Here is a 25,538-nt window from a genome sequence, read left to right on the forward strand (position 1 = left end):
TAAATGAAAACTCATTTATTTTGCATAACCATTCACTAAAGATGTAAGAATGAGTGGTACAAATAGCGTGGCGTGGCTGTTAAGTCTCTCACCATCAGTCTATCAAGCAGGGATTTTTTTATGACAACGATTCTCAAGCATCTTCCCGCAGGTCAACGTATTGGTATCGCTTTTTCAGGCGGTCTGGACACCAGCGCAGCGCTGCTGTGGATGCGTCAGAAAGGCGCAGTTCCTTATGCATATACTGCCAACCTGGGCCAGCCTGACGAGGATGACTATGAGGCGATCCCGCGTCGCGCGAAAGAGTACGGTGCGGAAAATGCTCGCCTGATCGATTGTCGTAAACAGCTGGTCGCTGAGGGCATCGCGGCTATTCAGTGCGGGGCTTTCCATAACACCACCGGCGGTTTAACCTATTTCAATACCACTCCACTCGGTCGTGCGGTAACCGGCACCATGTTGGTTGCGGCTATGAAAGAGGATGGCGTCAACATCTGGGGTGACGGCAGCACCTACAAAGGCAACGATATCGAACGTTTCTATCGTTATGGCCTGCTGACCAATGCCGAGCTGAAGATCTATAAACCATGGCTCGATACTGACTTTATCGACGAGTTGGGCGGCCGTCAGGAAATGTCCGAATTCATTACTGCGTCTGGCTTCGACTACAAAATGTCGGCCGAAAAAGCCTACTCGACGGACTCCAATATGCTGGGTGCCACCCACGAAGCGAAGGATCTCGAGTTCCTCAACTCCAGCGTCAAAATCGTTAACCCGATTATGGGCGTGAAATTCTGGGATGAGAGCGTGAAGATCCCGGCTGAGGAAGTTACCGTACGTTTTGAACAGGGCCACCCTGTCGCGCTGAATGGCAAAACCTTCAGCGACGATGTCGAACTGATGATGGAAGCCAACCGTATCGGTGGCCGTCACGGTCTGGGCATGAGCGATCAGATTGAAAACCGTATCATTGAAGCGAAAAGCCGCGGCATCTATGAAGCCCCGGGGATGGCGCTGCTGCATATCGCCTACGAACGTCTGCTGACCGGCATTCATAACGAAGACACTATTGAGCAGTATCATGCTCACGGTCGTCAGCTTGGACGCCTGCTCTATCAGGGTCGCTGGTTTGATCCGCAGGCGCTGATGCTGCGTGATGCGCTGCAACGTTGGGTGGCAAGTGCCATTACTGGCGAAGTGACGCTCGAGCTGCGTCGCGGGAATGACTACTCAATCCTCAACACGGTTTCCGACAATCTGACCTACCAGGCAGAGCGTCTGACCATGGAGAAAGGCGACTCGGTATTCTCACCGGACGATCGTATTGGTCAGCTGACGATGCGTAACCTCGACATCACCGATACTCGCGCCAAGCTGTTCAACTATGTACAGACTGGCCTGATCTCCACCACGTCAGGGAATGGCCTGCCGCAGGTTGAAAACCTGGAGCACAGCGATAAGAAATAATCGCCGCCACTGAAACACAAAAAGCGCCTGCGGGCGCTTTTTTATTGTCGGTTGAGTAGCCAAACTTTTCAGGCACACAAACGACAGACGAAAAAAAAGACATCTTTCGATGTCTTTCTTTCGGAATATTGGTACCGAGGACGGGACTTGAACCCGTAAGCCCTATTGGGCACTACCACCTCAAGGTAGCGTGTCTACCAATTCCACCACCTCGGCACGACTTACTTCTTCACAACTTACTGCGGGATATCGCTGGTCGGCTTCGCCGGCGCTGCTGGCTGAGTCTGTTCACTCTTGGCCGGTGCGCTCAGGTTTTCCCACTCGCTTCCCTTGTTGGTTTTATTGCTGTTAATGTTGCCCAGCACAAGGCTAATAATAAAGAACAGTGTTGCCAGCACAGCAGTTGCACGAGTCATGAAGTTACCAGAACCACTTGAACCGAACAGCGTACCGGACGCGCCAGCGCCAAAGGAGGCTCCCATGTCAGCGCCTTTACCTTGCTGCAGCATAATCAGAGCTACAAGAGCCAGAGCCACAATAAGGAAAACTACTAAAAGAGCTTCGTACATAATCAACCTGTTCCTTGCGGGGTTGCCGCAGCCAATGCTTCAAACCAATAACGCGGGATGTTTCATGCTTTCCCACTGAAGCGGGTGTGAATACTAACCAAAGCGAATGACCTTCGCAAGGGCAATTTTGACGCTTTTTATCAAGTGCGGAAAAAAACAGCAAAAGCGTGCATTATGGCGAAGAAAGAGGCAGCAAAAGCTGCCTTTTTAGCCACTTACCGGATCGTTAAACCGCTTTAACCGCATCGGCGATGCGGTTTGCCAGCGCGGTAACTTGCGCTTCATCTTCGCCTTCGACCATCACGCGGATTAATGGCTCAGTGCCGGACTTACGCAACAGCACGCGACCACGGTTCCCCAGCGTCGCTTCAACCTCTGCCATCACGGTTTTAACATTCTCATCTTCCAGCGGATCGCCATTACCAGCGGTAAAGCGGACATTCACCAGAACCTGCGGGAACATTTTCATGCCGCTGCAAAGGTCGTGCAGCGTCATATGGTTACGCACCATTGCCGCGACTACCTGCAACCCGGCAACAATCCCGTCACCCGTGGTGGTTTTATCCAGCAGGATCACATGGCCTGAGTTTTCCGCACCGATGCGCCACCCTTTCTCCTGCATTTTTTCCAGCACGTAGCGGTCGCCCACTTTTGCGCGCGCAAACGGGATGCCCAGTTGCTTAAGCGCCAACTCGAGGCCCATGTTGCTCATGAGCGTGCCGACGGCACCGCCGCGCAACTGCCCCTGACGCAGGCCTTCACGCGCAATGATATACATAATCTGGTCGCCATCGACTTTATTACCTTCGTGGTCAACCATGATCACGCGATCGCCGTCGCCGTCAAAAGCGATGCCCAGATCCGCCTTCTCTGCCAGAACACGATCTTGCAGCGCTTGCACATCCGTCGCACCACATTTTTCATTGATGTTGACGCCATCCGGATCGCAGCCAATCGCAATAACTTTAGCACCCAGTTCGCGGAAAACATTCGGAGCAATGTGGTATGTCGCGCCATTGGCACAATCCACCACAACCTTCAAGCTGTTGAGGCTTAGCTCATTAGGGAAAGTCGCTTTGCAGAACTCAATGTAGCGGCCTGCAGCATCGACGATACGGCTCGCTTTACCCAATTCGGCAGAGTCAACGCAGGTCAGCTCTTTCTCCATCTCCGCTTCAATCGCTTCTTCAACCGAGTCCGGCAGTTTAGTGCCGTCAATGGAGAAGAACTTGATCCCGTTGTCATAGAACGGGTTATGGGAAGCAGAAATCACAATCCCCGCTTCCGCGCGGAAAGTACGTGTCAGGTAAGCGACGGCAGGGGTCGGCATCGGACCGGTAAAGGAAGCAGAGAGACCGGCGGCGGCCAGCCCGGCTTCCAGTGCCGATTCCAGCATATAGCCCGAGATGCGGGTATCTTTGCCGATAATAATTTTACGTGAGCCGTGACGCGCCAGCACCTTGCCTGCCGCCCAGCCCAGTTTCAGAACGAAATCAGGAGTGATAGGTGCGTCGCCAACACGGCCACGAATGCCATCAGTGCCAAAATATTTACGATTACTCATAGCGTTTATTTTCCTTCGCTGACAGTGTGGCTTCCACCACTCGCATAGCTTCTACCGTTTCTTTTACATCATGGACACGAATAATCTGCGCACCCTGCATTGCAGCAATCACTGCACATGCCAGGCTGCCGCTTAACCGCTCTGTGGGCCCGACATTTAATAACTGGCCGATCATCGTTTTACGCGACATTCCTACCAACAACGGCAAGCCGAAGTGGTGAAACTCGCCTAATCGGGCAAGCAGCGCATAATTGTGGGAGAGATTCTTACCGAAACCGAACCCAGGGTCGAGCAACAATTTTTCTTTTGCGATCCCTGCACGTTCACAGCGCGCAATATTCTCCACAAAAAAGCGGTTTACGTCGGCAAAGACGTCCTCATATTTTGGCGCTTCTTGCATCGTCTTCGGTTGACCCTGCATATGCATCAGGCAGACAGGCAATCCGGTTTGTGCCGCCGCTTCAAGCGCGCCGGGCTCCGTCAAAGAGCGGATATCATTGATGATGTGCGCGCCCGCCCGTGCCGCTTCCCGGATCACTTCAGGCTTCGAGGTATCAACCGAGATCCACACTTCAAAGCGCTGCGCTATCGCTTCCACAACCGGGATAACGCGCGCCAGCTCCTCTTCAACACTCACTTCAGCGGCACCGGGCCGCGTAGATTCACCGCCGATATCCACAATGGTCGCCCCTGCGTTAATCATCAGGTTAGCGTGTTTGACCGCCTCAATCAGCGTGTTGTGGCTGCCGCCGTCAGAAAAGGAGTCCGGCGTGACGTTGAGGATCCCCATCACGTGGGGATGAGACAGCTCAAGTGTGGAGCCCTGGGCATGAAGTTTCATGACTGAAGTCCCTGAAGGTATTACGGTTGAACAGAAAAGAAAAACCCCGGAGCAGGCCCCAGGGTTTCGTTACAGACAGTTCATCAACTGCAGAAAGCTTATTTGTCGCCAAACTGCTCTGACATGGTATTGCCCGGGTTCGGCGTACGCGGTTCATCAACCGGACGCGGCGCACGTGGGGTACCGTTACTGTCAGAGTTATTCGCGCCTGGATCTTCCCAGCCCGCTGGCGGACGTACATCACGACGAGACATCAGGTCATCAATCTGCGGTGCGTCGATGGTCTCATATTTCATCAGAGCATCTTTCATCGCATGGAGAATATCCATGTTCTCGTTCAGGATCTGACGCGCTCGATTGTAGTTACGTTCAATCAGCGCCTTCACTTCCTGGTCGATAATACGCGCGGTTTCATCAGACATATGCTTCGCTTTCGCGACGGAACGTCCGAGGAACACTTCGCCCTCTTCTTCGGCGTAGAGCAGCGGACCCAGTTTGTCCGAGAAGCCCCACTGCGTCACCATGTTACGTGCCAGGTTGGTCGCGACTTTAATGTCGTTCGACGCACCGGTAGAAACATGCTCAACACCATAGATGATCTCTTCTGCGAGACGACCGCCATAGAGCGTAGAGATCTGGCTCTCCAGCTTCTGACGGCTGGCGCTAATCGCATCCCCTTCCGGCAGGAAGAAGGTTACGCCCAACGCACGACCGCGCGGAATAATCGTCACTTTATGTACCGGATCGTGTTCCGGCACCAGACGACCGATAATCGCATGGCCCGCCTCGTGATACGCGGTAGACTCTTTCTGCGCTTCCGTCATCACCATGGAGCGACGTTCCGCACCCATCATGATTTTGTCTTTCGCTTTTTCGAACTCAACCATCGAGACAACGCGTTTGTTACCGCGCGCAGCAAACAGCGCAGCTTCGTTGACCAGGTTGGCCAGATCCGCACCGGAGAAGCCCGGCGTACCACGCGCGATGATCGCAGCGTCAATATCCGGCGACAGCGGTACACGACGCATATGGACCTTCAGGATCTGCTCGCGACCGCGAACGTCCGGCAGCCCAACGACAACCTGACGGTCGAAACGGCCTGGACGCAGCAGCGCCGGGTCCAGTACGTCCGGACGGTTAGTCGCAGCAATAACGATAATGCCTTCATTGCCTTCGAAACCATCCATCTCAACCAGCATCTGGTTCAGGGTCTGCTCACGTTCATCGTGACCACCGCCTAAACCTGCGCCACGCTGACGGCCAACGGCGTCAATCTCATCGATAAAGATGATGCACGGTGCGGCTTTCTTGGCTTGTTCAAACATGTCGCGTACGCGGGATGCGCCCACGCCGACAAACATTTCAACAAAGTCAGAACCGGAAATCGTGAAGAACGGCACTTTCGCTTCGCCAGCGATTGCTTTCGCCAGCAGCGTTTTACCGGTACCCGGAGGGCCGACCATCAGGACGCCTTTCGGGATTTTACCGCCCAGTTTCTGGAACCGGCTCGGCTCACGCAGATATTCAACCAGCTCGCCCACTTCCTCTTTAGCTTCATCGCAGCCTGCGACGTCAGCAAAAGTGGTTTTGATCTGATCTTCAGTCAGCATGCGCGCTTTGCTCTTACCGAACGACATGGCGCCTTTGCCACCGCCGCCCTGCATCTGGCGCATGAAGAAAATCCATACCCCAATCAGCAACAGCATCGGGAACCAGGAGATGAAGATGTTACCGAGCAGGCTCGGCTCTTCAGGTGGTTCACCCACAACCTTGACGTTTTTGGTCAGCAGGTTATCGAGCAGTTTAGGATCGTTGACCGGGATGTAAGTCGTGTAACGGTTACTATCTTTCTTGGTAACGTTGATCTCACGTCCGTTGATACGCGCTTCGCGAACCTGGTCCTGGTTGACCTCTTGCAGGAAGGTAGAGTAATCCACCTTACGGCCATTTGACTCGCTGGGCCCAAAGCTCTGGAATACTGACATCAGCACGACGGCAATGACCAGCCAGAGTATTAGGTTTTTCGCCATGTCACTCAAGGGATTAACCTCATATTACAACTGTGTTAAAAACAGCGGCAGGATACAACATATCCCGTTTCATTCAAACCGAAGGCCGAAATCAACGGGGTATCATTTTCGCCCGGTCGCTACAATATACACTTCGCGCGAACGAGCACGCGAAGAGTCCGGTTTACGCACTTTAACCTTCGTAAACAGGGAGCGAATTTCCGTAAGGTACTCATCGAAACCTTCGCCCTGGAACACTTTCACTAAAAAATTACCGCCTGGCGCTAACACATCGCGGCACATCTCCAGCGCCAGCTCTACCAGATACATAGAGCGGGGAATATCAACCGCTGGCGTTCCGCTCATATTAGGCGCCATATCTGACATGACAACCTGAACTTTACTGTCACCAACACGTTCCAGTAACGCTTTCAGAACTAATTCATCACGAAAATCGCCCTGAAGGAAGTCTACGCCGACGATTGGATCCATCGGTAAAAGATCGCACGCGATAATGCGCCCGTTCCCACCAATCTGTGTGACCGCATATTGCGACCATCCACCGGGTGCAGCACCCAGGTCAACCACGGTCATCCCCGGTTTAAAAATCTTGTCACTTTGCTGTATTTCATCAAGTTTAAACCAGGCACGGGAACGTAACCCTTTTTTCTGCGCCTGAAGAACATATTTATCGCTAAAGTGTTCCTGAAGCCAGCGGCTTGAACTGGCAGAACGCTTTTTACCTGTCATTTAACTTTCCATCCGGTTTCATCGGCGACACCGAGAAATTTCGACGCGCAATTTGGCGATACAGAGGAGATGGCGGTAGAATGACCCGTTTTCAATCCCAACGTAAGCAAAATATACGATGAATCTGAGTACTAAACAAAAACAGCACCTGAAAGGTCTGGCACATCCGCTCAAGCCGGTAGTTATGCTTGGCAACAATGGTTTGACCGAAGGGGTACTGGCCGAGATTGAACAAGCGCTTGTGCACCATGAACTTATCAAGGTGAAGATCGCCTCTGAAGAGAGAGAAACTAAGACCTTGATCGTGGAAGCTATCGTTCGCGAAACCGGTGCCTGTAATGTCCAGGTCATCGGTAAAACGCTGGTGCTTTATCGCCCGACCGCAGAGCGTAAAATTTCGCTGCCGCGCTAAAGGATATCCTGAGTTGAACACAAAATCAGTGTAAAACGAGGGGTTTCCGCCAGCAGATGAGCAAAATGCCACGCTCCTGGAGTTCATAAAAGGCCGCAATGCGGCCTTTTTCTTATCTTTACAATCCGTCAACAATTAACGCTGACGCTGCAATCAAAGATATTCGACCTTGATGATTTCATATTCCACTTCGCCGCCAGGGGTGCGAATGACAACCACATCATCCTGCTCTTTCCCCACCAGGCCTCGTGCGATAGGCGAGTTCACCGAGATAAGATTCTGCTTAAAGTCAGCTTCGTCATCGCCAACGATGCGGTAAGTCTGCTCTTCGTCGTTATCCAGGTTCAGCACGGTGACCGTGGAACCGAAAATGACGCGGCCATTTTTTGGCATTTTGGAGATATCGATAACCTGCGCATTCGACAGTTTCGCTTCGATATCTTTAATGCGGCCTTCACAAAAGCCCTGCTGCTCACGCGCGGCGTGGTATTCAGCGTTCTCTTTGAGATCGCCATGTTCGCGGGCGTCCGCAATAGCGGCGATGATTTCAGGGCGACGAACGGTTTTTAAAAACTCCAGCTCTTCGCGCAGTTTTTCTGCACCACGTAGGGTCATCGGAATAGCTTGCATTTGTTATACCTCTTAAACATTCCTGTTAGGAGTAGTCCCCCACCCCGTCAGCGTTACCTCCCCGCATTCAGGCGTAAACAGCCGGGCAGGAGCAAAAGAAAACTGACCCGGAGACAAAGCCCCAGGTCAGCGCAATTTTTCAATTTGATACGTATTTTAACCGGAAGTTCACCGTGGGTCATCGTTTACTTTCCGGGTCGATGCGCCGTAGTATGTCGGCCTGTTTCCAGCTTGTTAGCGCGAGATTATGCGATTTCCCAGCTTTATCATCGGATTGTCCACCAGTATAGCCCTGAATGTTCAGGCCGCGAATGTCGACGAGTACATCAACCAGCTTCCGGATGGTGCCAACCTGGCGCTGATGGTACAGAAGGTCGGCGCCGAGGCTCCCGAAATTGATTATCACGCCAAACAGATGGCGTTGCCGGCGAGCACCCAGAAAGTGATCACCGCGCTGGCTGCACTCCTACAACTGGGGCCGGACTTTCGCTTTACAACCACGCTGGAAAGCAAAGGTTCTGTCGACGGCGGTACGCTAAAAGGCGACTTAGTTGCACGATTTGGTGGCGATCCGACGCTAAAACGTCAGGATATTCGCAATATGGTCGCAACGCTTAAAAAATCAGGCGTGCAAAAAATTGATGGCAACGTGCTCATCGATACTTCGATTTTCGCCAGTCATGACAAAGCGCCGGGCTGGCCGTGGAACGATATGACGCAGTGCTTTAGCGCACCGCCCGCCGCCGCCATCATCGATCGCAACTGTTTCTCGATTTCGCTGTATAGCGCGCAAAACGCGGGTGATTTGGCCTACATCCGGGTCGCCTCTTACTATCCGGTGAACATGTTCAGCCAGGTACGCACGCTGGCGCGCGGGTCGTCGGAAGCACAATATTGCGAACTGGATGTAGTGCCGGGCGATCTCAACCGGTTCACGTTAACAGGCTGTTTGCCTCAACGCGCCGATCCGTTGCCGCTCGCCTTCGCCATACAGGATGGTGCCAGCTATGCAGGGGCTATTCTCAAGCAGGAGCTAACGCAGGCGGGCATTACCTATACCGGCACGCTGCTGCGCCAGACGCAGGTCAATCAGCCCGGCACCGTTATTGCCAGTAAACAATCCGCGCCGCTACACGATCTGCTGAAGATCATGCTGAAGAAGTCCGACAACATGATTGCGGATACCGTCTTTCGCATGATTGGCCATGCGCGCTTTGGCGTGCCGGGCACCTGGCGAGCGGGTTCGGATGCGGTCAGGCAGATCCTTCGCCAGCAGGCCGGTGTCGATCTGGGCAACACTATTATTGCGGATGGTTCCGGCCTCTCGCGCCATAACCTGCTCGCACCGGCGACCATGATGCAGGTGCTGCAATATATCGCCCAGCATGATACCGAGCTTAACTTCATCTCGATGCTGCCGCTGGCAGGCTATGACGGCTCGCTGCAATACCGCGCAGGGCTGCATGAAGCGGGCGTCGACGGTAAGGTATCAGCGAAGACGGGCTCGCTGCAGGGTGTCTACAACCTGGCAGGATTTATCACCACCGCCAGCGGTCAGCGAATGGCGTTTGTGCAGTATCTTTCGGGATATGCGGTTGAACCCGCCGATCAGCGCAATCGCCGTATTCCGCTGGTGCGTTTCGAAAGCCGCCTCTACAAAGATATCTATCAGAACAACTAATAAAAATGCCGGGAAGCATCATGCTGACCCGGCATTTTTTTATCTCTTCTCCCCGCCGGAGCGGGGAGGAAGCAGAGATTAACGTTTGTAGATGAACTCGACACCCTCTTCGTCGTCTTCATCCCAGTCGTCATCCCACTCTTCGTCATCTTCTTCTGTCGCTTCGGCCTCTTCGAGTTGCTGGCGATGATAATCATCCCACATGAACTCGACTTTCTCCGGCTGCTGCTCTTCCTGCGCCTGCGCAATCGGGTTTTCGATGATAAAGGTCATCACGTCCCAGCACAGGTCTTTAACGCCCTGCTGGCTGGCAGCAGAGATCAGGTAGAACTTATCTTCCCAGCCCAGCGCTTCGGCGATCGCTTTCGCTTTCGCTTCTGCTTCCTCTTTATCCATCAGGTCGATCTTGTTAAATACCAGCCAGCGCGGCTTGGCAGCCAGCTTATCGCTGTATTTTTCCAGCTCGCCGACGATGATACGGGCGTTTTCTGCCGGATCGGAACCGTCGATCGGATCGAGGTCGATGAGGTGCAGCAGCACGCGGCAGCGCTCAAGGTGTTTCAGGAAGCGGATACCGAGGCCAGCGCCATCAGCCGCACCCTCAATCAGCCCTGGAATATCGGCAACCACGAAGCTCTTCTCATTGTCCATACGAACAACGCCCAGGCTCGGGACCAGCGTGGTAAACGGATAATCCGCCACTTTTGGTTTCGCTGCGGAGACCGCGCGGATAAAGGTGGATTTACCGGCGTTCGGCATCCCCAGCATCCCGACATCTGCCAGCAGCATCAGCTCCAGCTGCAGATCGCGCTTATCGCCCGGCGTACCCATTGTCTTCTGACGCGGAGTACGGTTTACCGAGGATTTGAAACGGGTGTTGCCGAGACCGTGCCAGCCGCCTTTCGCGACCATCAGGCGCTGACCATGTTTGGTCATATCGCCCATGGTTTCGCCGGTGCCCTGGTCGATCACACGCGTACCAACCGGCACTTTCACCGTAATATCTTTCCCGCGTTTACCGGTGCAATCACGGCTCTGGCCGTTCTGCCCACGTTCTGCACGGAAGGACTTTTCAAAACGGTAGTCGATCAGGGTATTCAGGTTCTCGTCCGCTTCCAGCCAGACATCACCACCGTCGCCACCGTCGCCGCCATCAGGGCCGCCTTTCGGGATATACTTTTCGCGGCGGAAGCTTACGCAGCCGTTACCGCCATCACCCGCTACGACCAGAATCGTAGCTTCATCTACAAACTTCATTTTACTCTCCGTAACTCATTCGCCTGAGCGGGGCACAGTGACGACCACTTCACGACTACGCCTGCGTCCCAAAAGACGATGGCCAATAGCGGAAAACATCGCGCCCGCAACCACGACAAACGCACCGAGATAACCGACAAGGTTTAACATCGGTCTGGCGAAAACATCGGGCCAGGCCATTGATAACAAATCTGAGAAAAACAGTGTAAACAGCGGCGTTAAGGTAATTAACGCGCTTACCTGCGCCGCCTGCCAGCGCGCCATCGCTTCCGCCAGCGCGCCGTAGCCAACCAGCGTGTTGAGCCCGCAAAACACCAGACAGGCCAGTTGCCAGTCGCTCAGCTGGAACACCACGGCGGGTTTCGCCAGTGGCAGCAGCGCAAGCGTACATAAAGTGTACAGCAAAAAGAGGATCTGCTGGGAGGCCAGACGACGCAGAAGGACTTTTTGCGCCACGCCGTAGCTTACCCACACCGTCGCCGCACCGACGCCGAAAATGACGCCCCAGGTGTAATCCGTCAGCCGGGTGAAGATCTCAATCAGGCTGGTGTTAAAAAACATCACCAGACCGCTTATCAGCATCAGCGCGCCAATCACCTGCGTGATACGCATCTTCTCTTTGAGGATAAAGACGCTGGCGACCATCATACCGACGGGCGAGAGCTGACCGATCACCTGCGACGCGGTCGGGCTGACATACTGCAAAGAAGAGCTGAACAATATGAAGTTGCCAAACAACCCGCCGGTGGCAATGGCCAGCAGCAGCAGCCAGCGAGGCTTGCGGAAAATACGCAGTGGCGGCAGTTTTCGTTTCCAGGTCAGGATCAGACCGAGACCAATGCCCGCCATTAAAAAGCGGTAGAAGACCACCGTCGGCGGCTCCATCACTTCCAGCACCTGCTTCATTGCAATCGGCAACGCTCCCCAGCACATCGCTGTTGTCAGCGCCAGGAGAATACCGATGCCCGCCTGCTGTTTCATGCTTCTTCCCTGCCCGAATTTTGCCGGGCTTCTAATGTAAAAAGCCCCGCAACGTGTTGCGGGGCTTTCTTCCGTTACCGGGACGCGAAAAACTTATTCAGCAACGATGCTGATGAATTTACGGTTTTTCGGGCCTTTAACTTCGAACTTAACTTTACCGTCAGTCAAAGCGAACAGAGTGTGGTCACGGCCGCAACCTACGTTGGAACCAGCGTGGAATTTAGTACCACGTTGACGAACGATGATGCTACCTGCCAGAACTGCTTCACCGCCGAAGCGTTTTACGCCCAGACGTTTAGCTTCTGAATCGCGACCGTTACGAGTTGAGCCGCCAGCCTTTTTATGTGCCATTTAAATCTCTCCTCAGGTCTTAGGCGCTGATGCCAGTAATTTTCACATCAGTGAACCACTGACGATGGCCCTGCTGCTTACGGTAGTGTTTACGACGACGAAACTTAACGATTTTAACTTTCTCGCCACGACCATGAGCAACAACTTCAGCTTTGATTACGCCGCCATCAACGAAAGGAACGCCGATTTTGACTTCTTCACCGTTTGCGATCATCAGAACTTCAGCGAATTCAACAGATTCACCAGTTGCGATGTCCAGCTTTTCCAGGCGAACGGTCTGACCTTCGCTTACTCGGTGTTGTTTACCACCACTTTGGAAAACCGCGTACATATAAAACTCCGCTTCCGCGCACCTATCCTGATAAATTCAGAGGGCGCTATAAATATTCACAATAGGGCGCGAATATTACGCAAATTGCGAGCCGTTGACAAGTGTGATCGTCACTCCTCGCAGAAAAAAAACACAACGTGTAAGGTAACGTTTATCTGGCGCGTTTTTTCAGTACAATCGACAATACTATTCAAACCCGTAACCCTTTGTTATCCCACTTTTGATATGTGGTAAACAGGACTGAAAGCCCGGCTTTTGCGATGAATTTAGAAAAAATCAATGAGTTAACCGCGCAAGATATGGCGGGTGTGAACGCGACGATTCTGCAACAACTCAACTCGGATGTGAAATTAATCAACCAGTTGGGTTATTACATCGTAAGCGGCGGCGGCAAACGCATACGTCCGATGATCGCTGTACTGGCGGCGCGCGCAGTTGGCTATGAAGGCAACGCGCATGTCACCATCGCTGCATTAATCGAATTTATCCACACAGCAACCCTCCTCCACGACGACGTTGTGGATGAATCAGATATGCGCCGCGGCAAGGCAACGGCGAACGCCGCCTTTGGTAATGCCGCCAGCGTACTGGTCGGGGATTTTATCTATACCCGTGCATTCCAGATGATGACCAGCCTCGGCTCGCTGAAGGTGCTGGAGGTGATGTCAGAAGCGGTGAACGTGATTGCAGAAGGCGAAGTGCTGCAATTGATGAACGTCAACGACCCGAACATTACCGAAGAGAACTATATGCGCGTGATTTACAGCAAAACCGCGCGCCTGTTCGAAGCGGCCGCTCAGTGTTCTGGTTTACTGGCGGGCTGTTCAGAGGCACAGGAGAAGGGGCTGCAGGATTATGGCCGCTACCTGGGCACTGCATTCCAGCTGATTGACGATCTGCTCGATTACAGCGCGGATGGCGAAACGCTGGGTAAAAATACCGGCGATGACCTTAACGAAGGCAAACCGACGCTGCCGCTGCTGCATGCAATGCATAACGGTACCCCTGAGCAGGCGCAGATGATCCGCGAAGCGATTGAACAGGGAAGCGGACGCCATCTTCTGGAACCGGTTCTGGAAGCAATGGCGCAGTGCGGGTCGCTGGAGTGGACGCGTCGCCGTGCTGAAGAAGAGGCGGATAAAGCCATCGCCGCGCTGCAGGTTCTCCCGCACTCTGAGTGGCGCGATGCGCTCATTGCCCTTGCCCACATCGCCGTTCAGCGCGATCGTTAATCTCTCTGTTTCCCGCGATTTATCGCGGGAAAGTTCCAATAAGCTCTTATAACATCCCTTTTCAGGCGCCGAATCCTTGCTGCGCAAGCCTTGGCATAATCTGAAAACATAACAATCCCCCTGAACTTTTTAGAACAAATATTCCCATATGCGTATAGTGATCTGCGTTGTTGGCGAACAATGGTTGAAACCGATTCTCATCAGGGAGATGTTATGGAAACGAAATATACCGACTGGCATCAAGCCGATATTATTGCCGGGCTGCGAAAAAAGGGTACGTCGCTGGCGGCTGAATCTCGAAAAAATGGCTTGAGTTCCTCCACCCTCGCCAATGCACTGACCCGACCCTGGCCGAAGGGAGAGTTGATTATTGCCCGGGCGCTGGATACCGATCCCTGGGTTATATGGCCTTCGCGTTACCACGATCCCATCACGCACGCATTTCTTGATAAAACCAAGTTCATCAGGAAAAAACGCAGTGAAGCGTAAAAATGTCGCAGATAAAAAAAGGGAGCTTTCGCTCCCTTTTTTAATGGTGTAGAGGTTATTCGCCCTTCACACGCTCAATCTTCGCGCCCAGCGCGCTGAGCTTATCTTCGATACGCTCATAACCACGATCGATGTGGTAGATGCGATCGACATAGGTCGTCCCTTCCGCAATACAGCCAGCCAGCACGAGGCTCGCCGATGCACGCAAATCGGTCGCCATCACCTGCGCGCCGGAGAGCTTCTCTACGCCGTGGCAAATCGCGGTGTTGCTCTCAATCTCTGCATGAGCGCCCATACGAATCAGCTCAGGGATGTGCATGAAGCGGTTCTCGAAGATGGTTTCAGTGATCACACCGGTACCTTCAGCCACCAGGTTCAGCAGCGTGAACTGCGCCTGCATATCTGTCGGGAAACCCGGATGCGGCGCGGTACGCACGTTAACGGCTTTCGGACGTTTACCGTGCATATCAAGGCTAATCCAGTCTTCGCCCAGTTCAATATCCGCACCCGCGTCACGCAGTTTAGCCAGCACGGCATCCAGCGTATCCGGCTGGGCGTTGCGACAAACAATTTTTCCGCCGGAGATCGCCGCAGCCACCAGGAAGGTCCCGGTTTCGATGCGGTCCGGCAGCACGCGATACACACCGCCGCCAAGGCGCTCTACGCCCTCGATGGTGATGCGGTCAGTGCCCATGCCGGTAATTTTGGCACCGAGCGTATTGAGGAAGTTGGCGGTATCGACAATTTCCGGCTCGCGCGCGGCGTTTTCGATAATGGTGGTGCCTTCAGCCAGCGTCGCAGCGGACATAATCGTCACCGTCGCGCCAACGCTCACTTTGTCCATTACAATGTGCGCGCCCTTCAGTCGGCCGTCGACAGAGGCTTTAACGTAGCCCTCTTCCAGCTTAATCTCCGCGCCCAGCTGCTCAAGACCGGTGATATGCAGATCGACCGGACGCGCGCCAATCGCGCAACCGCCCGGGAGCGAAACCTGCCCCTGGCCGAAACGGGCAACCAGCGGTCCCAGCGCCCAAATCGAAGCGCGCATGGTTTTCACCAGGTCGTACGGCGCACAGAAGACGTTCACCTTGCTGGCATCGATCCACACCGAGCCATTACGCTCAATTTTGGTACCGAGCTGGCTCAGCAGCTTGATGGTCGTGTCGATATCTTTCAGTTTCGGCACGTTGCGGATTTCGACCGGCTCTTCGGCCAGCAGCGCGGCGAAAAGAATCGGCAGTGCGGCGTTTTTGGCACCTGAAATTGTCACTTCGCCCTGGAGACGCGTTGGCCCCTGTACACGAAACTTATCCATTTATCTGATCTCTGTTAAGAATTCACACGCGCGGCGGATCATACCGCCAGCGCTCAAAAGCCGTTGAGTTTGCGATCGCGCGCCCATTCTTGCGGCGTATACGCTTTGATCGACAGGGCATGAATGCGGTTATCCGCGATGTACTCCATCAGCGGGCCATAGATGGTTTGCTGCTTCTTGACCCGGCTCATGCCGTCAAAAACTTCACCCACAGCGACAACCTGAAAATGGCTGCCATCGCCAGTGACGTGGGCTTCCTGGAGAGAGAGTGCTTCCATCAGCACGGTCTGGATTTCATGATTTTCCATGGGCGTAAATATCATCTAAAAGTGAAAACAGTCACACATCTTAGAGGAAAGTGCGACGGTCTTAAATAAGCAAAAAGCCCCATCCACTCTCTGGACGGGGCTTTAAATAGTAACGTATTGAAAAAATTAGCGTGGCAAGGCACTTTGCGGCAAGTTATAGAGCGCCGCGAGGGTGCTCACATTCTCACTTACGCCCAGCAGCGTCACATCCGTGCCCTGCTTTTTACCAAGTTCAACCAGATGAACCAGCAGCGCGACGCCTGCGGTATCAACCCGTGTTACGCCCTGCAGATCGATGGTGGTTACCCCTTTCATCGCCTCTGCGCGCGCATCCCATAAAGGATTTAACACGTCCTGATCCAGCTCGCCCAGCAACACCAGGCGCTCGCCGTCACGCGACCAGCTTAGCTGCTGGGTCATTGCTTCTTCTCGTCCAGGGTAATTTTCTGGCGGGAGATAGACTGCAGCTCAGCGGTCAGGCCATCGATACCTTTAGTACGCAGCAGATCGCTCCACTCATTCTGCTTGGTGGTGATCATGCTTACGCCTTCAGCGATCATGTCATAAGCCTGCCAGTTGCCGGTCTGGCTGTTTTTACGCCACTGGAAATCGAGGCGTACCGGCGGACGACCGTTCGGATCGACGATGGTGACGCGAATCGGCACGATAGTGGCATCGCCCAGCGGCTGTTCCGGGGCGATCTGGTAAGTCTGGCCGTGGTAGAGCGCCAGCGCCTGACCGTATGCCTGCTTCAGATATTCGCGGAACGCCTTGAAGTAGGCATCACGCTGCGCAGGGGTCGCTTCTTTGTAATAACGGCCCAGCACCAGCGCGCCGGCATATTTCACCTGGACATAGGGCAGCAGCTCTTGATCGACCACCTCGCGCAGGTAATCCGGGTTCGCGCGGATTTTCGGTTGTTCATTTTTGAGGCGATCGAAAGTCTGTTTCGCCGCCCCCTGCATTGCGGTGTACGGGTTGCTTTGATCAACAGCCAAAGCCGAGCTCAACGGTGCAACGACCAGCAGAGCAACCATCATGAGACGTTTAAACATTGCGTCACTTCTCCTCGTTAATGCGTCTGATCCGCAGACGGCGCAGGTTGAGTATTCCCTTCATTTTGCGCCGCCGCATCGCCTGAATTCTTATTGTCGCCACCTTTACTGTTGTAAAGGAACTGACCAATGAGATCTTCCAGCACCATCGCGGACTTGGTGTCCTGAATTGTGCTGCCTTCCTTAAGCATAGATGTTCCCATCTCGGGATCGTCAAACCCGACGTTTAACGCCAGATATTGTTCGCCCAGCAGGCCTGATGTGCGGATCGCCAGCGAGCTGGTATCCGGGATCTGGTTGTAACGCTCTTCGATATCCAGCGTCACGCGCGGCAGATACGTTTTCGGGTCGAGGGAGATATCCGATACGCGCCCAATCACCACCCCGCCGATACGCACCGGCGAATTGGCTTTCAGGCCGCCGATATTGTCAAAGGTGGCATAAACGCGGTACGTCGGTTCTGTACGCATCGAGGCGACATCCGCCGCTTTCAGGCAGATAAAGAGCCCTGCCAGTAACGCCAGCAGAAGAAACAGGCCGACCCAAATTTCACTTTTTTTCGTTTGCATGAACTCAATTCCCAAACATCAATGCGGTGAGCACAAAATCCAGACCGAGAACGGCCAGCGAGGAGTGCACAACGGTGCGTGTTGTCGCGCGGCTGATCCCGGCCGAAGTCGGGATCGCATCGTAACCGTTAAACAGCGCAATCCAGGTCACGGTGATGGCAAAGACCACGCTTTTAATCAGACAGTTAACCAGATCCATTCGCAGGTCGACGGCGTTCTGCATCGCAGTCCAGAAAAAGCCGCTGTCGATACCTTTCCAGTTAACGCCCACCAGCGAGCCGCCCCAGATACCAACCGCGACAAACATAACCGTCAGCAGCGGCAGAGAGATGACGCCCGCCCAGAAACGCGGCGAAATGACCCGACGTAAAGGATCGACCGCCATCATCTCGAGGCTGGAGAGCTGCTCGGTGGCACGCATCAAGCCAATCTCTGCGGTAAGCGCCGAGCCTGCGCGTCCGGCAAACAGCAGTGCGGCAACAACCGGGCCTAACTCGCGTAGCAGCGATAACGCCACCAGCATGCCAAGACTCGTCTCCGCGCTGTAAGTTGTCAGCACCAGGTACCCCTGTAGCCCCAGCACCATGCCGATAAAGACGCCGGAGACGAGGATAATGACCATCGACAGCACACCGACGTTATAGAGCTGGCGGATCAGCAGCGGCGCGTGTTTGCGAAACTCCGGCTTGCCAACCAGGGCGTTGAACAGCATTAACCCGGCACGCCCGAACGTCGCGATCGTTTTGATCCCACGATGGCCAAGCGCAGCCAGTGCATTTAACAGCATGAGTGTATTAACTCCCTGTTTCTAAAAGATCGCGCTGGTAATCACCAGCAGGATAGCGGAACGGAACCGGCCCGTCGGCGATGCCATCAAGGAACTGACGGACGCGAGGATCGCTATTATCCTGCAGCCCCTGCGCGCTGCCGTGGGCGACAATTTTCCGGTCCGCCACAATATAGGCGTAATCCGCGATGCTCAACACCTCCGGCACATCATGGGAAACAACGATACAGGTGACGCCCAGCGCGTTGTTCAGCTCAGAGATAAGCTTCACCAGCACCCCCATGGTAATGGGATCCTGGCCGACGAAGGGTTCATCAAACATGATCAGATCCGGTTCCAGCGCAATCGCGCGCGCCAGCGCCGCACGCCGCGCCATACCGCCAGAGAGTTCAGAGGGCATCAATTTCGCCGCACCGCGCAGCCCGACCGCTTCGAGCTTCATCATTACCGTGCTGTGCAACAGCGCCGGTGGCAACGTGGTATGTTCGCGCAGCGGATAGGCGACGTTATCGAACACATTCATATCGGTGAAGAGCGCGCCGGACTGAAAGAGCATGCTCATTCTTTTGCGCACGGTGAAGAGGCGCGAACGCGACATTGCCGGCACGTTTTCGCCATCAAATAAGATTTCGCCGCTATCGGGCGGGATCTGCCCGCCAATCAGGCGCAGTAAGGTGGTTTTACCGATCCCTGACGGCCCCATAATGGCGGTGATTTTCCCGCGCGGCACGGTCAGTGAAATATTGTCGAAGATCGGGCGGTTGCCTCGGGAGAAGCTGACGCCACGAACATCGACCAAATTCGCCACTGTCTGGCTCATTTCCTCTTCCTTATCACCCTGTGGGCTGCAAGCATTACGCTTGATATCATCACGAACCCAGCATTTTTACAGAATATTACCCGCCCAGGTTAGCGAAAGCTGGCATTTGTTTTACTTTTGAGCCGCATAAAGTCAAAATTAGGAATCATTACGCTACGCGGAAGTTCCGGTTTTAACCCGGTATAGCGGCCTGCGAAACGGCGAAATTATACCTGAAGAAAGGACGTTAGATGCTCTTAGCGACGGCGCTATTGATAATTGGTTTACTTCTTGTGGTCTACAGTGCCGATCGTCTGGTGTTTGCCGCCTCCATTCTTTGCCGCGCTCTTGGTATTCCGCCATTAATTATTGGCATGACGGTGGTCAGTATTGGCACCTCGTTGCCGGAAATCATCACCTCTGTCGCCGCCTCACTGCATGGCCAGCTCGATCTCGCTATCGGCACCGCCATCGGATCGAACATCACCAATATCCTGCTGATCCTCGGCGTTGCCGCGCTGTTACACCCTTTTACCGTGCATTCCGATATTCTGCGCCGTGAATTGCCGTTAACCTTAGTAGCTAGCCTGCTGGCGGGCGTCGTGCTGTATGATGGGCGGCTTACGCCCATAGACGGCATCTTTTTACTGTTATTAGCCGTGCTATGGCTGGTGTTCATTGTTAAAATCGCCCGTCTGGCCGAACGCCAGGGTAATGATAGCCTGACGCGCGAGCAGCTGGCCGAGCTGCCGCGAGAGGGAAGTGTGTCGGTTGCCTGCCTCTGGCTGGGCGTCGCGCTGATTATCATGCCGATGGCGACACGCATGGTGGTGGATAACGCCACGGTGGTGGCGAACTTCTTCGCCATCAGCGAACTGACTATCGGCCTGACGGTTATTGCCATCGGTACCGGCCTTCCTGAGCTTGCCACCGCCATCGCGGGCGCGCGCAAAGGGGAAGACGATATCGCCATCGGCAACCTTATCGGCTCCAACATTTTTAATATCGCGATCGTGCTTGGCTTGCCGGCACTGATTGCGCCAGGCAGCTTTAACCCGATGGCGTTCACGCGCGATTACGGGGTAATGGTGCTGGTCAGTGCCCTTTTCGCGCTGATCTGCTGGCGACGCAAGCAGATCAGTCGTGCTGTCGGGGGGCTGTTGTTCGGTGGGTTTATCATATGGCTGGCGATGCTCTACTGGCTGTCGCCGCTTTTGACGGGATAATCGGATACGCACTATGTCGCAAATAGATTTGCAGCCGGGTTTTGACTTTCAACAAGCCGGCAAAGAAGTTCTGGCGATTGAACGTGAAGGCCTCGCACAGCTGGATCAGTACATTAATGAAGATTTCACCCGCGCATGCGAAAGCATCGCTTATTGTGCTGGCAAAGTCGTGGTGATGGGCATGGGCAAATCGGGTCATATCGGCCGGAAGATGGCGGCGACCTTTGCCAGCACCGGCACGCCCGCCTTTTTCGTCCACCCCGGTGAAGCCGCGCACGGCGATTTAGGTATGGTCAGCCCGCAGGATGTCGTGATTGCGCTGTCGAACTCCGGTGAGTCCAACGAGATCCTCGCGCTCATCCCTGTGCTGAAGCGCCTCAAGGTCGCGCTGATTTGCATGACCAGCCGCCCTGAGAGCAGCATGGCGCGCGCGGCGGATATCCATTTATGCGTAAAAGTGCCGAAAGAGGCCTGCCCGCTGGGGCTGGCGCCGACCTCCAGCACCACCGCAGCGCTGGTAATGGGCGACGCGCTGGCCGTGGCGCTGCTGAAAGCGCGCGGCTTTACCGCCGAAGATTTTGCCCTCTCCCATCCGGGCGGCGCGCTGGGCCGCAAACTGCTGCTGCGTGTGAATGACATCATGCACACCGGGGATGAGATCCCACACGTCAGCAAAGAGGCCAGCCTGCGTGATGCGTTACTGGAGATCACGCGTAAGAATTTAGGTATGACGGTGATCTGCGACGATCTGATGAAGATCGAAGGTATCTTTACCGATGGTGACCTGCGTCGCGTGTTTGATATGGGCGCCGATGTGCGCAGCCTCGGCATCGCCGATGTGATGACGCCAGGCGGCGTGCGCGTGCGGCCCAATACGCTGGCGGTCGATGCCCTTAACCTGATGCAATCCCGTCACATTACCTGTGTACTGGTTGCCGATGGTGAGCAGTTACTGGGTGTGTTACATATGCATGACTTACTGCGCGCGGGCGTGGTGTAAAGAAGGACATAAGAATGAGTAATGCTGGCGCGTCGCTTGCTACCTGCTATGGGCCGGTAAGCACGCAAGTCATGGAGAAAGCCGCGAAGATTCGCCTGCTGATCCTCGATGTGGATGGCGTGCTGTCCGACGGGCTCATCTATATGGGCAATAATGGTGAAGAGCTAAAAGCGTTCAATGTTCGCGACGGTTATGGCATTCGCAGCGCCCTCACCTCCGGTATCGAGATGGCGATCATTACCGGGCGTAACGCTAAACTGGTAGAAGATCGCTGCGAAACGCTAGGCATCACCCATCTCTACCAGGGGCAATCAGACAAAATGATCGCCTATCGGGAGCTGCTTGCCCGCCTCGATTTGACGGCGGATCAGGTTGCCTATATCGGCGACGATTTGATCGACTGGCCGGTGATGGCGGAGATTGGCCTGAGCGTGGCCGTTGCCGATGCGCACCCGCTGCTCAGCGCGCGCGCCGATTACGTGACGCGGATTAACGGCGGTCGCGGCGCGGTGCGTGAAGTGTGTGACTTACTGCTGCTGGCACAGGGCAAGCTGGATGAAGCCAAAGGGCAATCAATATGAGTAAAACCAGACGTTGGGTCATTATTCTGCTGGCGCTGGTCGCACTGGTTCTGATTGGTATTAACTTCACCACTCAGGATGCGCCGGAACAGAGCGCAGCGAACAATTCAGATCCGACTTATAAAAGCCAACATACGGATACTGTCGTTTACAGCCCGGAGGGCGCGCTGAACTATCGTCTGATCGCGCAGAACGTGGAGTACTACTCTGCCGATAGTGTTAGCTGGTTTGCCAAACCGGTGTTAACCACCTTCGATGAGAACAAAGTTCCGACCTGGTCTATCAAGTCGGATAAAGCAAAGCTCACCGACGACAAAATGCTTTACCTCTATGGACATGTCGAAGTTAACGCGCTGACTGCGGACGCACAATTACGCAGAATCACCACGGATAACGCCCGGATCAACCTGGTCACCCAGGATGTTTTCTCAGACGATCAGGTTACGTTATACGGAACAACATTTAATTCCACCGGCCTGAAAATGCGCGGCAATTTACGCAGCAAAAACGCCGAGCTGATTGAAAAGGTTAGAAGCTCCTATGAAATTCAAAACAAACAAACGCAGCCTTAATCTTCTCCTGGCGAGTACGCTCTTCGCTGCCGCGCTTCCGGCGCTCGCTGTGACCGGGGATACCGACCAGCCGATCCACATCGACTCCGATCAGCAGTCGCTGGATATGCAGGGGAATGTTGTCACCTTCACCGGCAATGTCGTGGTGACGCAGGGGACGATTAAGATCAACGCCGATAAGGTCGTGGTCACCCGCCCGGGCGGCCAGCAAGGCAGAGAGATCATTGACGGTTACGGCAATCCGGCCACTTTCTACCAGATGCAGGACAACGGTAAGCCGGTTAAAGGCCACGCCTCGCAAATGCACTACGAACTGGAAAAAGATTTCGTCATCCTGACCGGCAACGCCTATCTCGAGCAGTTAGACAGCAATATTGCTGGTGACAAAATCACCTACCTGGTGAAAGAGCAGAAGATGCAGGCGTTCAGCGACAAAGGTAAGCGCGTGACTACTGTGCTGGTACCGTCGCAGTTACAGGACAAGAGCAATAAATCCGCCCCGGCCCCGGCGCAAAAGAAGAGTAACTAATCCGTTATGGCAACATTAACTGCAAAGAATCTCGCTAAGGCTTATAAAGGCCGTCGCGTGGTCGAAGACGTCAGTCTGACCGTTAACTCCGGTGAAATCGTCGGTTTGCTTGGCCCTAACGGCGCAGGGAAAACCACCACCTTCTATATGGTGGTCGGGATTGTTGCGCGCGATGCCGGCAACATCATTATTGATGATGAAGATATCAGCCTGCTGCCGCTGCATGCGCGCGCGCGTCGCGGCATCGGCTATTTACCGCAGGAAGCGTCGATCTTCCGTCGCCTCAGCGTCTATGACAACCTGATGGCGGTGCTGCAGATTCGTGACGATCTCACCACGGAACAGCGTGAAGATCGCGCCAACGAGCTGATGGAAGAGTTCCATATCGATCACCTGCGCGACAGCATGGGCCAGGCGCTCTCCGGCGGTGAACGTCGCCGCGTCGAGATTGCCCGCGCACTGGCGGCAAACCCGAAATTTATCCTGCTCGATGAACCCTTTGCGGGCGTTGACCCGATCTCGGTTATCGACATCAAACGCATTATCGAGCATCTGCGTGACAGCGGGCTTGGGGTGCTGATTACCGACCATAACGTGCGCGAAACGCTGGCCGTTTGTGAGCGCGCCTATATTGTCAGCCAGGGGCATCTCATCGCCCACGGCACGCCGCAGCAAATCCTTGAAGACGAACATGTTAAGCGCGTATATCTTGGGGAAGACTTCAGACTCTGATAGGGTAAGGTTTATTGACATTTTTTGTCGGAGAGTGCTGCTCTGAATATGAAGCAAGGTTTGCAACTACGGCTTAGCCAACAGCTAGCCATGACGCCGCAACTGCAACAGGCCATTCGCCTTTTGCAGTTGTCCACGTTGGAACTTCAGCAGGAACTTCAGCAGGCGCTGGAGAGCAACCCACTGCTGGAACAAACCGATCTTCACGAAGAAGTGGATAGCGAACAGGTTCAGGAAAAAGATGGCCTGGACACTGCGGATGCACTCGAACAGAAAGAGATGCCTGACGAACTGCCGCTGGATGCCAGCTGGGATGAGATCTATACCGCAGGCACCCCGTCCGGCAGCAGTAACGATTACATTGATGATGAACTGCCGATCTACCAGGGTGAAACCACCCAGTCGCTACAGGATTACCTGATGTGGCAGGTTGAGCTGACCCCCTTCTCCGATACGGATCGCGCCATTGCGACCTCGATCGTTGATGCCGTGGATGAAACTGGTTATCTCACCGTGACGCTTGAGGAGATCCTCGAGAGCATGGGGAACGACGAGATCGGCATGGATGAAGTCGAAGCGGTGCTAAAGCGCGTTCAGCGTTTCGATCCCGTTGGCGTTGCCGCGCGCGATCTGCGCGACTGCCTGCTGGTTCAGCTCTCCCAGTTCGCCAAAGCGACACCGTGGTGTGAAGAGGCCCGGCTGATTATCTGCGATCATCTCGATCTGCTGGCCAATCATGACTTCCGCTCGCTGATGCGCTTGACGCGCCTGAAAGAGGATGTGCTGAAAGAGGCGGTCAATCTGATCCAGTCGCTCGATCCGCGCCCCGGGCAGTCGATCCAGACCAGCGAGCCAGAGTATGTGATCCCCGATGTGCTGGTGCGCAAACACAACGGGCGCTGGGCGGTTGAGCTTAACGCCGACAGCATTCCGCGTCTTAAGATCAACCAGCAGTATGCAGCGATGGGCAGCGGCGGGCGTAACGACGCCGATACGCAGTTCATTCGCAGTAATTTGCAGGAAGCGAAGTGGTTGATCAAAAGCCTGGAGAGCCGCAATGACACGCTGCTGCGCGTCAGCCGCTGCATCGTCGAGCAGCAGCAGGCGTTCTTTGAGCAGGGCGAAGAATTTATGAAACCGATGGTGCTGGCGGATATCGCCCAGGCCGTCGAGATGCACGAGTCCACTATCTCTCGTGTTACCACCCAGAAGTACCTGCACAGTCCTCGCGGCATTTTTGAACTGAAGTACTTCTTCTCCAGCCATGTGAATACCGAAGGCGGTGGCGAAGCCTCCTCCACGGCTATTCGCGCACTGGTGAAGAAGTTGATCGCCGCGGAAAACCCTGCAAAACCGCTGAGCGACAGTAAGCTGACGACGCTGCTTTCCAATCAGGGAATCATGGTCGCGCGGCGAACCGTTGCGAAGTATCGAGAATCTTTATCCATTCCGCCGTCTAACCAGCGTAAACAGCTGGTGTGACCCAACCGATAAGGAAGAC

At 54.5% G+C, this 25,538-nt stretch carries 29 protein-coding genes and 1 tRNA gene; 12 read left to right on the forward strand and 18 right to left on the reverse strand.

Annotation, left to right across the window (positions count from 1 at the left end; all coding sequences use genetic code 11):
• The first annotated feature begins 120 nt into the window (after positions 1–120).
• Complete coding sequence (argG, locus tag IAE50_RS05235; RefSeq protein ID WP_200579747.1) at positions 121–1,467, forward strand: argininosuccinate synthase; 1,347 nt, start codon at positions 121–123, stop codon at positions 1,465–1,467.
• 129 nt (positions 1,468–1,596) lie between these two features.
• Here the strand turns inward: argG and IAE50_RS05240 are convergent.
• The 6 genes from IAE50_RS05240 to rlmE form a co-directional block, all read right to left on the reverse strand.
• Positions 1,597–1,683, reverse strand: a tRNA-Leu gene (locus tag IAE50_RS05240).
• Positions 1,684–1,703: 20 nt separating this feature from the next.
• Positions 1,704–2,036: a preprotein translocase subunit SecG gene (gene secG / locus IAE50_RS05245; RefSeq protein ID WP_054802976.1), complete on the reverse strand. Its 333-nt coding sequence runs from the start codon at positions 2,034–2,036 to the stop codon at positions 1,704–1,706.
• A 226-nt stretch (positions 2,037–2,262) separates the two neighbouring features.
• Entirely contained in the window at positions 2,263–3,600 is a 1,338-nt protein-coding gene (glmM, locus tag IAE50_RS05250; RefSeq protein WP_200579748.1) for a phosphoglucosamine mutase, read from the reverse strand.
• Positions 3,593–4,441, reverse strand: a complete 849-nt coding sequence (gene folP / locus IAE50_RS05255) for a dihydropteroate synthase (RefSeq protein ID WP_128482035.1) — start codon at positions 4,439–4,441, stop codon at positions 3,593–3,595. The genes glmM and folP overlap by 8 nt, the downstream gene beginning before the upstream one ends.
• Positions 4,442–4,539: 98 nt before the next feature.
• Positions 4,540–6,471, reverse strand: coding sequence for an ATP-dependent zinc metalloprotease FtsH (ftsH, locus tag IAE50_RS05260; protein WP_054802973.1), 1,932 nt, complete (start codon positions 6,469–6,471; stop codon positions 4,540–4,542).
• 102 nt (positions 6,472–6,573) lie between these two features.
• Positions 6,574–7,200, reverse strand: coding sequence for a 23S rRNA (uridine(2552)-2'-O)-methyltransferase RlmE (rlmE, locus tag IAE50_RS05265; RefSeq protein WP_094422249.1), 627 nt, complete (start codon positions 7,198–7,200; stop codon positions 6,574–6,576).
• Between the two features lie 118 nt (positions 7,201–7,318).
• Here rlmE and yhbY point away from each other — a divergent pair, with 118 nt between their 5' ends.
• A complete protein-coding gene (gene yhbY / locus IAE50_RS05270) occupies positions 7,319–7,612 on the forward strand; it encodes a ribosome assembly RNA-binding protein YhbY (RefSeq protein ID WP_042712846.1) in 294 nt (97 codons plus the stop codon).
• A 153-nt stretch (positions 7,613–7,765) separates the two neighbouring features.
• Here yhbY and greA read toward each other — a convergent pair whose 3' ends face one another.
• Positions 7,766–8,242, reverse strand: a complete 477-nt coding sequence (gene greA / locus IAE50_RS05275) for a transcription elongation factor GreA (RefSeq protein WP_023480955.1) — start codon at positions 8,240–8,242, stop codon at positions 7,766–7,768.
• 247 nt (positions 8,243–8,489) lie between these two features.
• On the opposite strand from greA, the gene dacB reads away from it, so the two are divergent.
• On the forward strand, positions 8,490–9,923 hold the full coding sequence (dacB, locus tag IAE50_RS05280) for a serine-type D-Ala-D-Ala carboxypeptidase (protein WP_094422251.1): 1,434 nt from the start codon (positions 8,490–8,492) through the stop codon (positions 9,921–9,923).
• Between the two features lie 78 nt (positions 9,924–10,001).
• Here dacB and cgtA read toward each other — a convergent pair whose 3' ends face one another.
• From cgtA to rplU, 4 genes are all read right to left on the reverse strand, one after another.
• On the reverse strand, positions 10,002–11,180 hold the full coding sequence (cgtA, locus tag IAE50_RS05285; protein WP_200579749.1) for an Obg family GTPase CgtA: 1,179 nt from the start codon (positions 11,178–11,180) through the stop codon (positions 10,002–10,004).
• Between the two features lie 15 nt (positions 11,181–11,195).
• The gene (locus IAE50_RS05290) at positions 11,196–12,161 is read right to left on the reverse strand and encodes a DMT family transporter (RefSeq protein WP_023480720.1); all 966 of its coding nucleotides are present in this window, start codon (positions 12,159–12,161) and stop codon (positions 11,196–11,198) included.
• A 93-nt stretch (positions 12,162–12,254) separates the two neighbouring features.
• Positions 12,255–12,512: a 50S ribosomal protein L27 gene (rpmA, locus tag IAE50_RS05295; RefSeq protein WP_017457338.1), complete on the reverse strand. Its 258-nt coding sequence runs from the start codon at positions 12,510–12,512 to the stop codon at positions 12,255–12,257.
• Between the two features lie 19 nt (positions 12,513–12,531).
• Positions 12,532–12,843: a 50S ribosomal protein L21 gene (gene rplU, locus IAE50_RS05300; RefSeq protein WP_003025032.1), complete on the reverse strand. Its 312-nt coding sequence runs from the start codon at positions 12,841–12,843 to the stop codon at positions 12,532–12,534.
• A 260-nt stretch (positions 12,844–13,103) separates the two neighbouring features.
• On the opposite strand from rplU, the gene ispB reads away from it, so the two are divergent.
• Positions 13,104–14,075 (forward strand): octaprenyl diphosphate synthase, encoded by a 972-nt coding sequence (ispB, locus tag IAE50_RS05305; RefSeq protein WP_023481026.1) that lies wholly within the window; start codon positions 13,104–13,106, stop codon positions 14,073–14,075.
• Between the two features lie 213 nt (positions 14,076–14,288).
• Positions 14,289–14,564 (forward strand): DNA-binding transcriptional regulator SfsB, encoded by a 276-nt coding sequence (gene sfsB, locus IAE50_RS05310; RefSeq protein ID WP_023481038.1) that lies wholly within the window; start codon positions 14,289–14,291, stop codon positions 14,562–14,564.
• 55 nt (positions 14,565–14,619) lie between these two features.
• Here the strand turns inward: sfsB and murA are convergent, their stop codons facing one another.
• The 7 genes from murA to mlaF form a co-directional block, all read right to left on the reverse strand.
• Positions 14,620–15,879, reverse strand: a complete 1,260-nt coding sequence (murA, locus tag IAE50_RS05315; RefSeq protein WP_124967182.1) for a UDP-N-acetylglucosamine 1-carboxyvinyltransferase — start codon at positions 15,877–15,879, stop codon at positions 14,620–14,622.
• 53 nt (positions 15,880–15,932) lie between these two features.
• Complete coding sequence (gene ibaG / locus IAE50_RS05320; RefSeq protein WP_023480818.1) at positions 15,933–16,187, reverse strand: BolA family iron metabolism protein IbaG; 255 nt, start codon at positions 16,185–16,187, stop codon at positions 15,933–15,935.
• 126 nt (positions 16,188–16,313) lie between these two features.
• The gene (mlaB, locus tag IAE50_RS05325; RefSeq protein WP_042713885.1) at positions 16,314–16,607 is read right to left on the reverse strand and encodes a lipid asymmetry maintenance protein MlaB; all 294 of its coding nucleotides are present in this window, start codon (positions 16,605–16,607) and stop codon (positions 16,314–16,316) included.
• A complete protein-coding gene (mlaC, locus tag IAE50_RS05330; protein ID WP_023481036.1) occupies positions 16,604–17,242 on the reverse strand; it encodes a phospholipid-binding protein MlaC in 639 nt (212 codons plus the stop codon). Before mlaC ends, mlaB begins: the two co-directional genes overlap by 4 nt.
• Before the next feature lie 17 nt (positions 17,243–17,259).
• Complete coding sequence (gene mlaD / locus IAE50_RS05335) at positions 17,260–17,811, reverse strand: outer membrane lipid asymmetry maintenance protein MlaD (protein ID WP_023480973.1); 552 nt, start codon at positions 17,809–17,811, stop codon at positions 17,260–17,262.
• Positions 17,812–17,815: 4 nt separating this feature from the next.
• On the reverse strand, positions 17,816–18,598 hold the full coding sequence (mlaE, locus tag IAE50_RS05340) for a lipid asymmetry maintenance ABC transporter permease subunit MlaE (protein ID WP_023480856.1): 783 nt from the start codon (positions 18,596–18,598) through the stop codon (positions 17,816–17,818).
• A 7-nt stretch (positions 18,599–18,605) separates the two neighbouring features.
• Entirely contained in the window at positions 18,606–19,418 is an 813-nt protein-coding gene (mlaF, locus tag IAE50_RS05345) for a phospholipid ABC transporter ATP-binding protein MlaF (protein ID WP_042713878.1), read from the reverse strand.
• 230 nt (positions 19,419–19,648) lie between these two features.
• Here mlaF and IAE50_RS05350 point away from each other — a divergent pair, with 230 nt between their 5' ends.
• From IAE50_RS05350 to rpoN, 7 genes are read left to right on the forward strand one after another with little or no spacing between them, the layout of a single operon-like run.
• Positions 19,649–20,623 carry a calcium/sodium antiporter gene (locus IAE50_RS05350; protein ID WP_042713876.1) on the forward strand — a complete coding sequence of 325 codons (975 nt, stop codon included), beginning with the start codon at positions 19,649–19,651 and terminating at the stop codon, positions 20,621–20,623.
• A 13-nt stretch (positions 20,624–20,636) separates the two neighbouring features.
• Entirely contained in the window at positions 20,637–21,623 is a 987-nt protein-coding gene (kdsD, locus tag IAE50_RS05355) for an arabinose-5-phosphate isomerase KdsD (RefSeq protein WP_023481006.1), read from the forward strand.
• Positions 21,624–21,637: 14 nt separating this feature from the next.
• Positions 21,638–22,204 carry a 3-deoxy-manno-octulosonate-8-phosphatase KdsC gene (gene kdsC / locus IAE50_RS05360; protein ID WP_023480796.1) on the forward strand — a complete coding sequence of 189 codons (567 nt, stop codon included), beginning with the start codon at positions 21,638–21,640 and terminating at the stop codon, positions 22,202–22,204.
• On the forward strand, positions 22,201–22,776 hold the full coding sequence (gene lptC, locus IAE50_RS05365; protein WP_042713872.1) for an LPS export ABC transporter periplasmic protein LptC: 576 nt from the start codon (positions 22,201–22,203) through the stop codon (positions 22,774–22,776). The genes kdsC and lptC overlap by 4 nt, the downstream gene beginning before the upstream one ends.
• Complete coding sequence (lptA, locus tag IAE50_RS05370) at positions 22,745–23,305, forward strand: lipopolysaccharide ABC transporter substrate-binding protein LptA (protein WP_042713870.1); 561 nt, start codon at positions 22,745–22,747, stop codon at positions 23,303–23,305. Before lptC ends, lptA begins: the two co-directional genes overlap by 32 nt.
• Before the next feature lie 6 nt (positions 23,306–23,311).
• Positions 23,312–24,037 carry an LPS export ABC transporter ATP-binding protein gene (gene lptB / locus IAE50_RS05375; protein ID WP_076769257.1) on the forward strand — a complete coding sequence of 242 codons (726 nt, stop codon included), beginning with the start codon at positions 23,312–23,314 and terminating at the stop codon, positions 24,035–24,037.
• A gap of 48 nt (positions 24,038–24,085) precedes the next feature.
• Positions 24,086–25,519, forward strand: coding sequence for an RNA polymerase factor sigma-54 (gene rpoN / locus IAE50_RS05380; RefSeq protein ID WP_200579750.1), 1,434 nt, complete (start codon positions 24,086–24,088; stop codon positions 25,517–25,519).
• Positions 25,520–25,538 lie beyond the last annotated feature (19 nt).

This window comes from Kosakonia sp. S42 (genome assembly GCF_016624785.1).
Taxonomy (GTDB): domain Bacteria; phylum Pseudomonadota; class Gammaproteobacteria; order Enterobacterales; family Enterobacteriaceae; genus Kosakonia; species Kosakonia cowanii.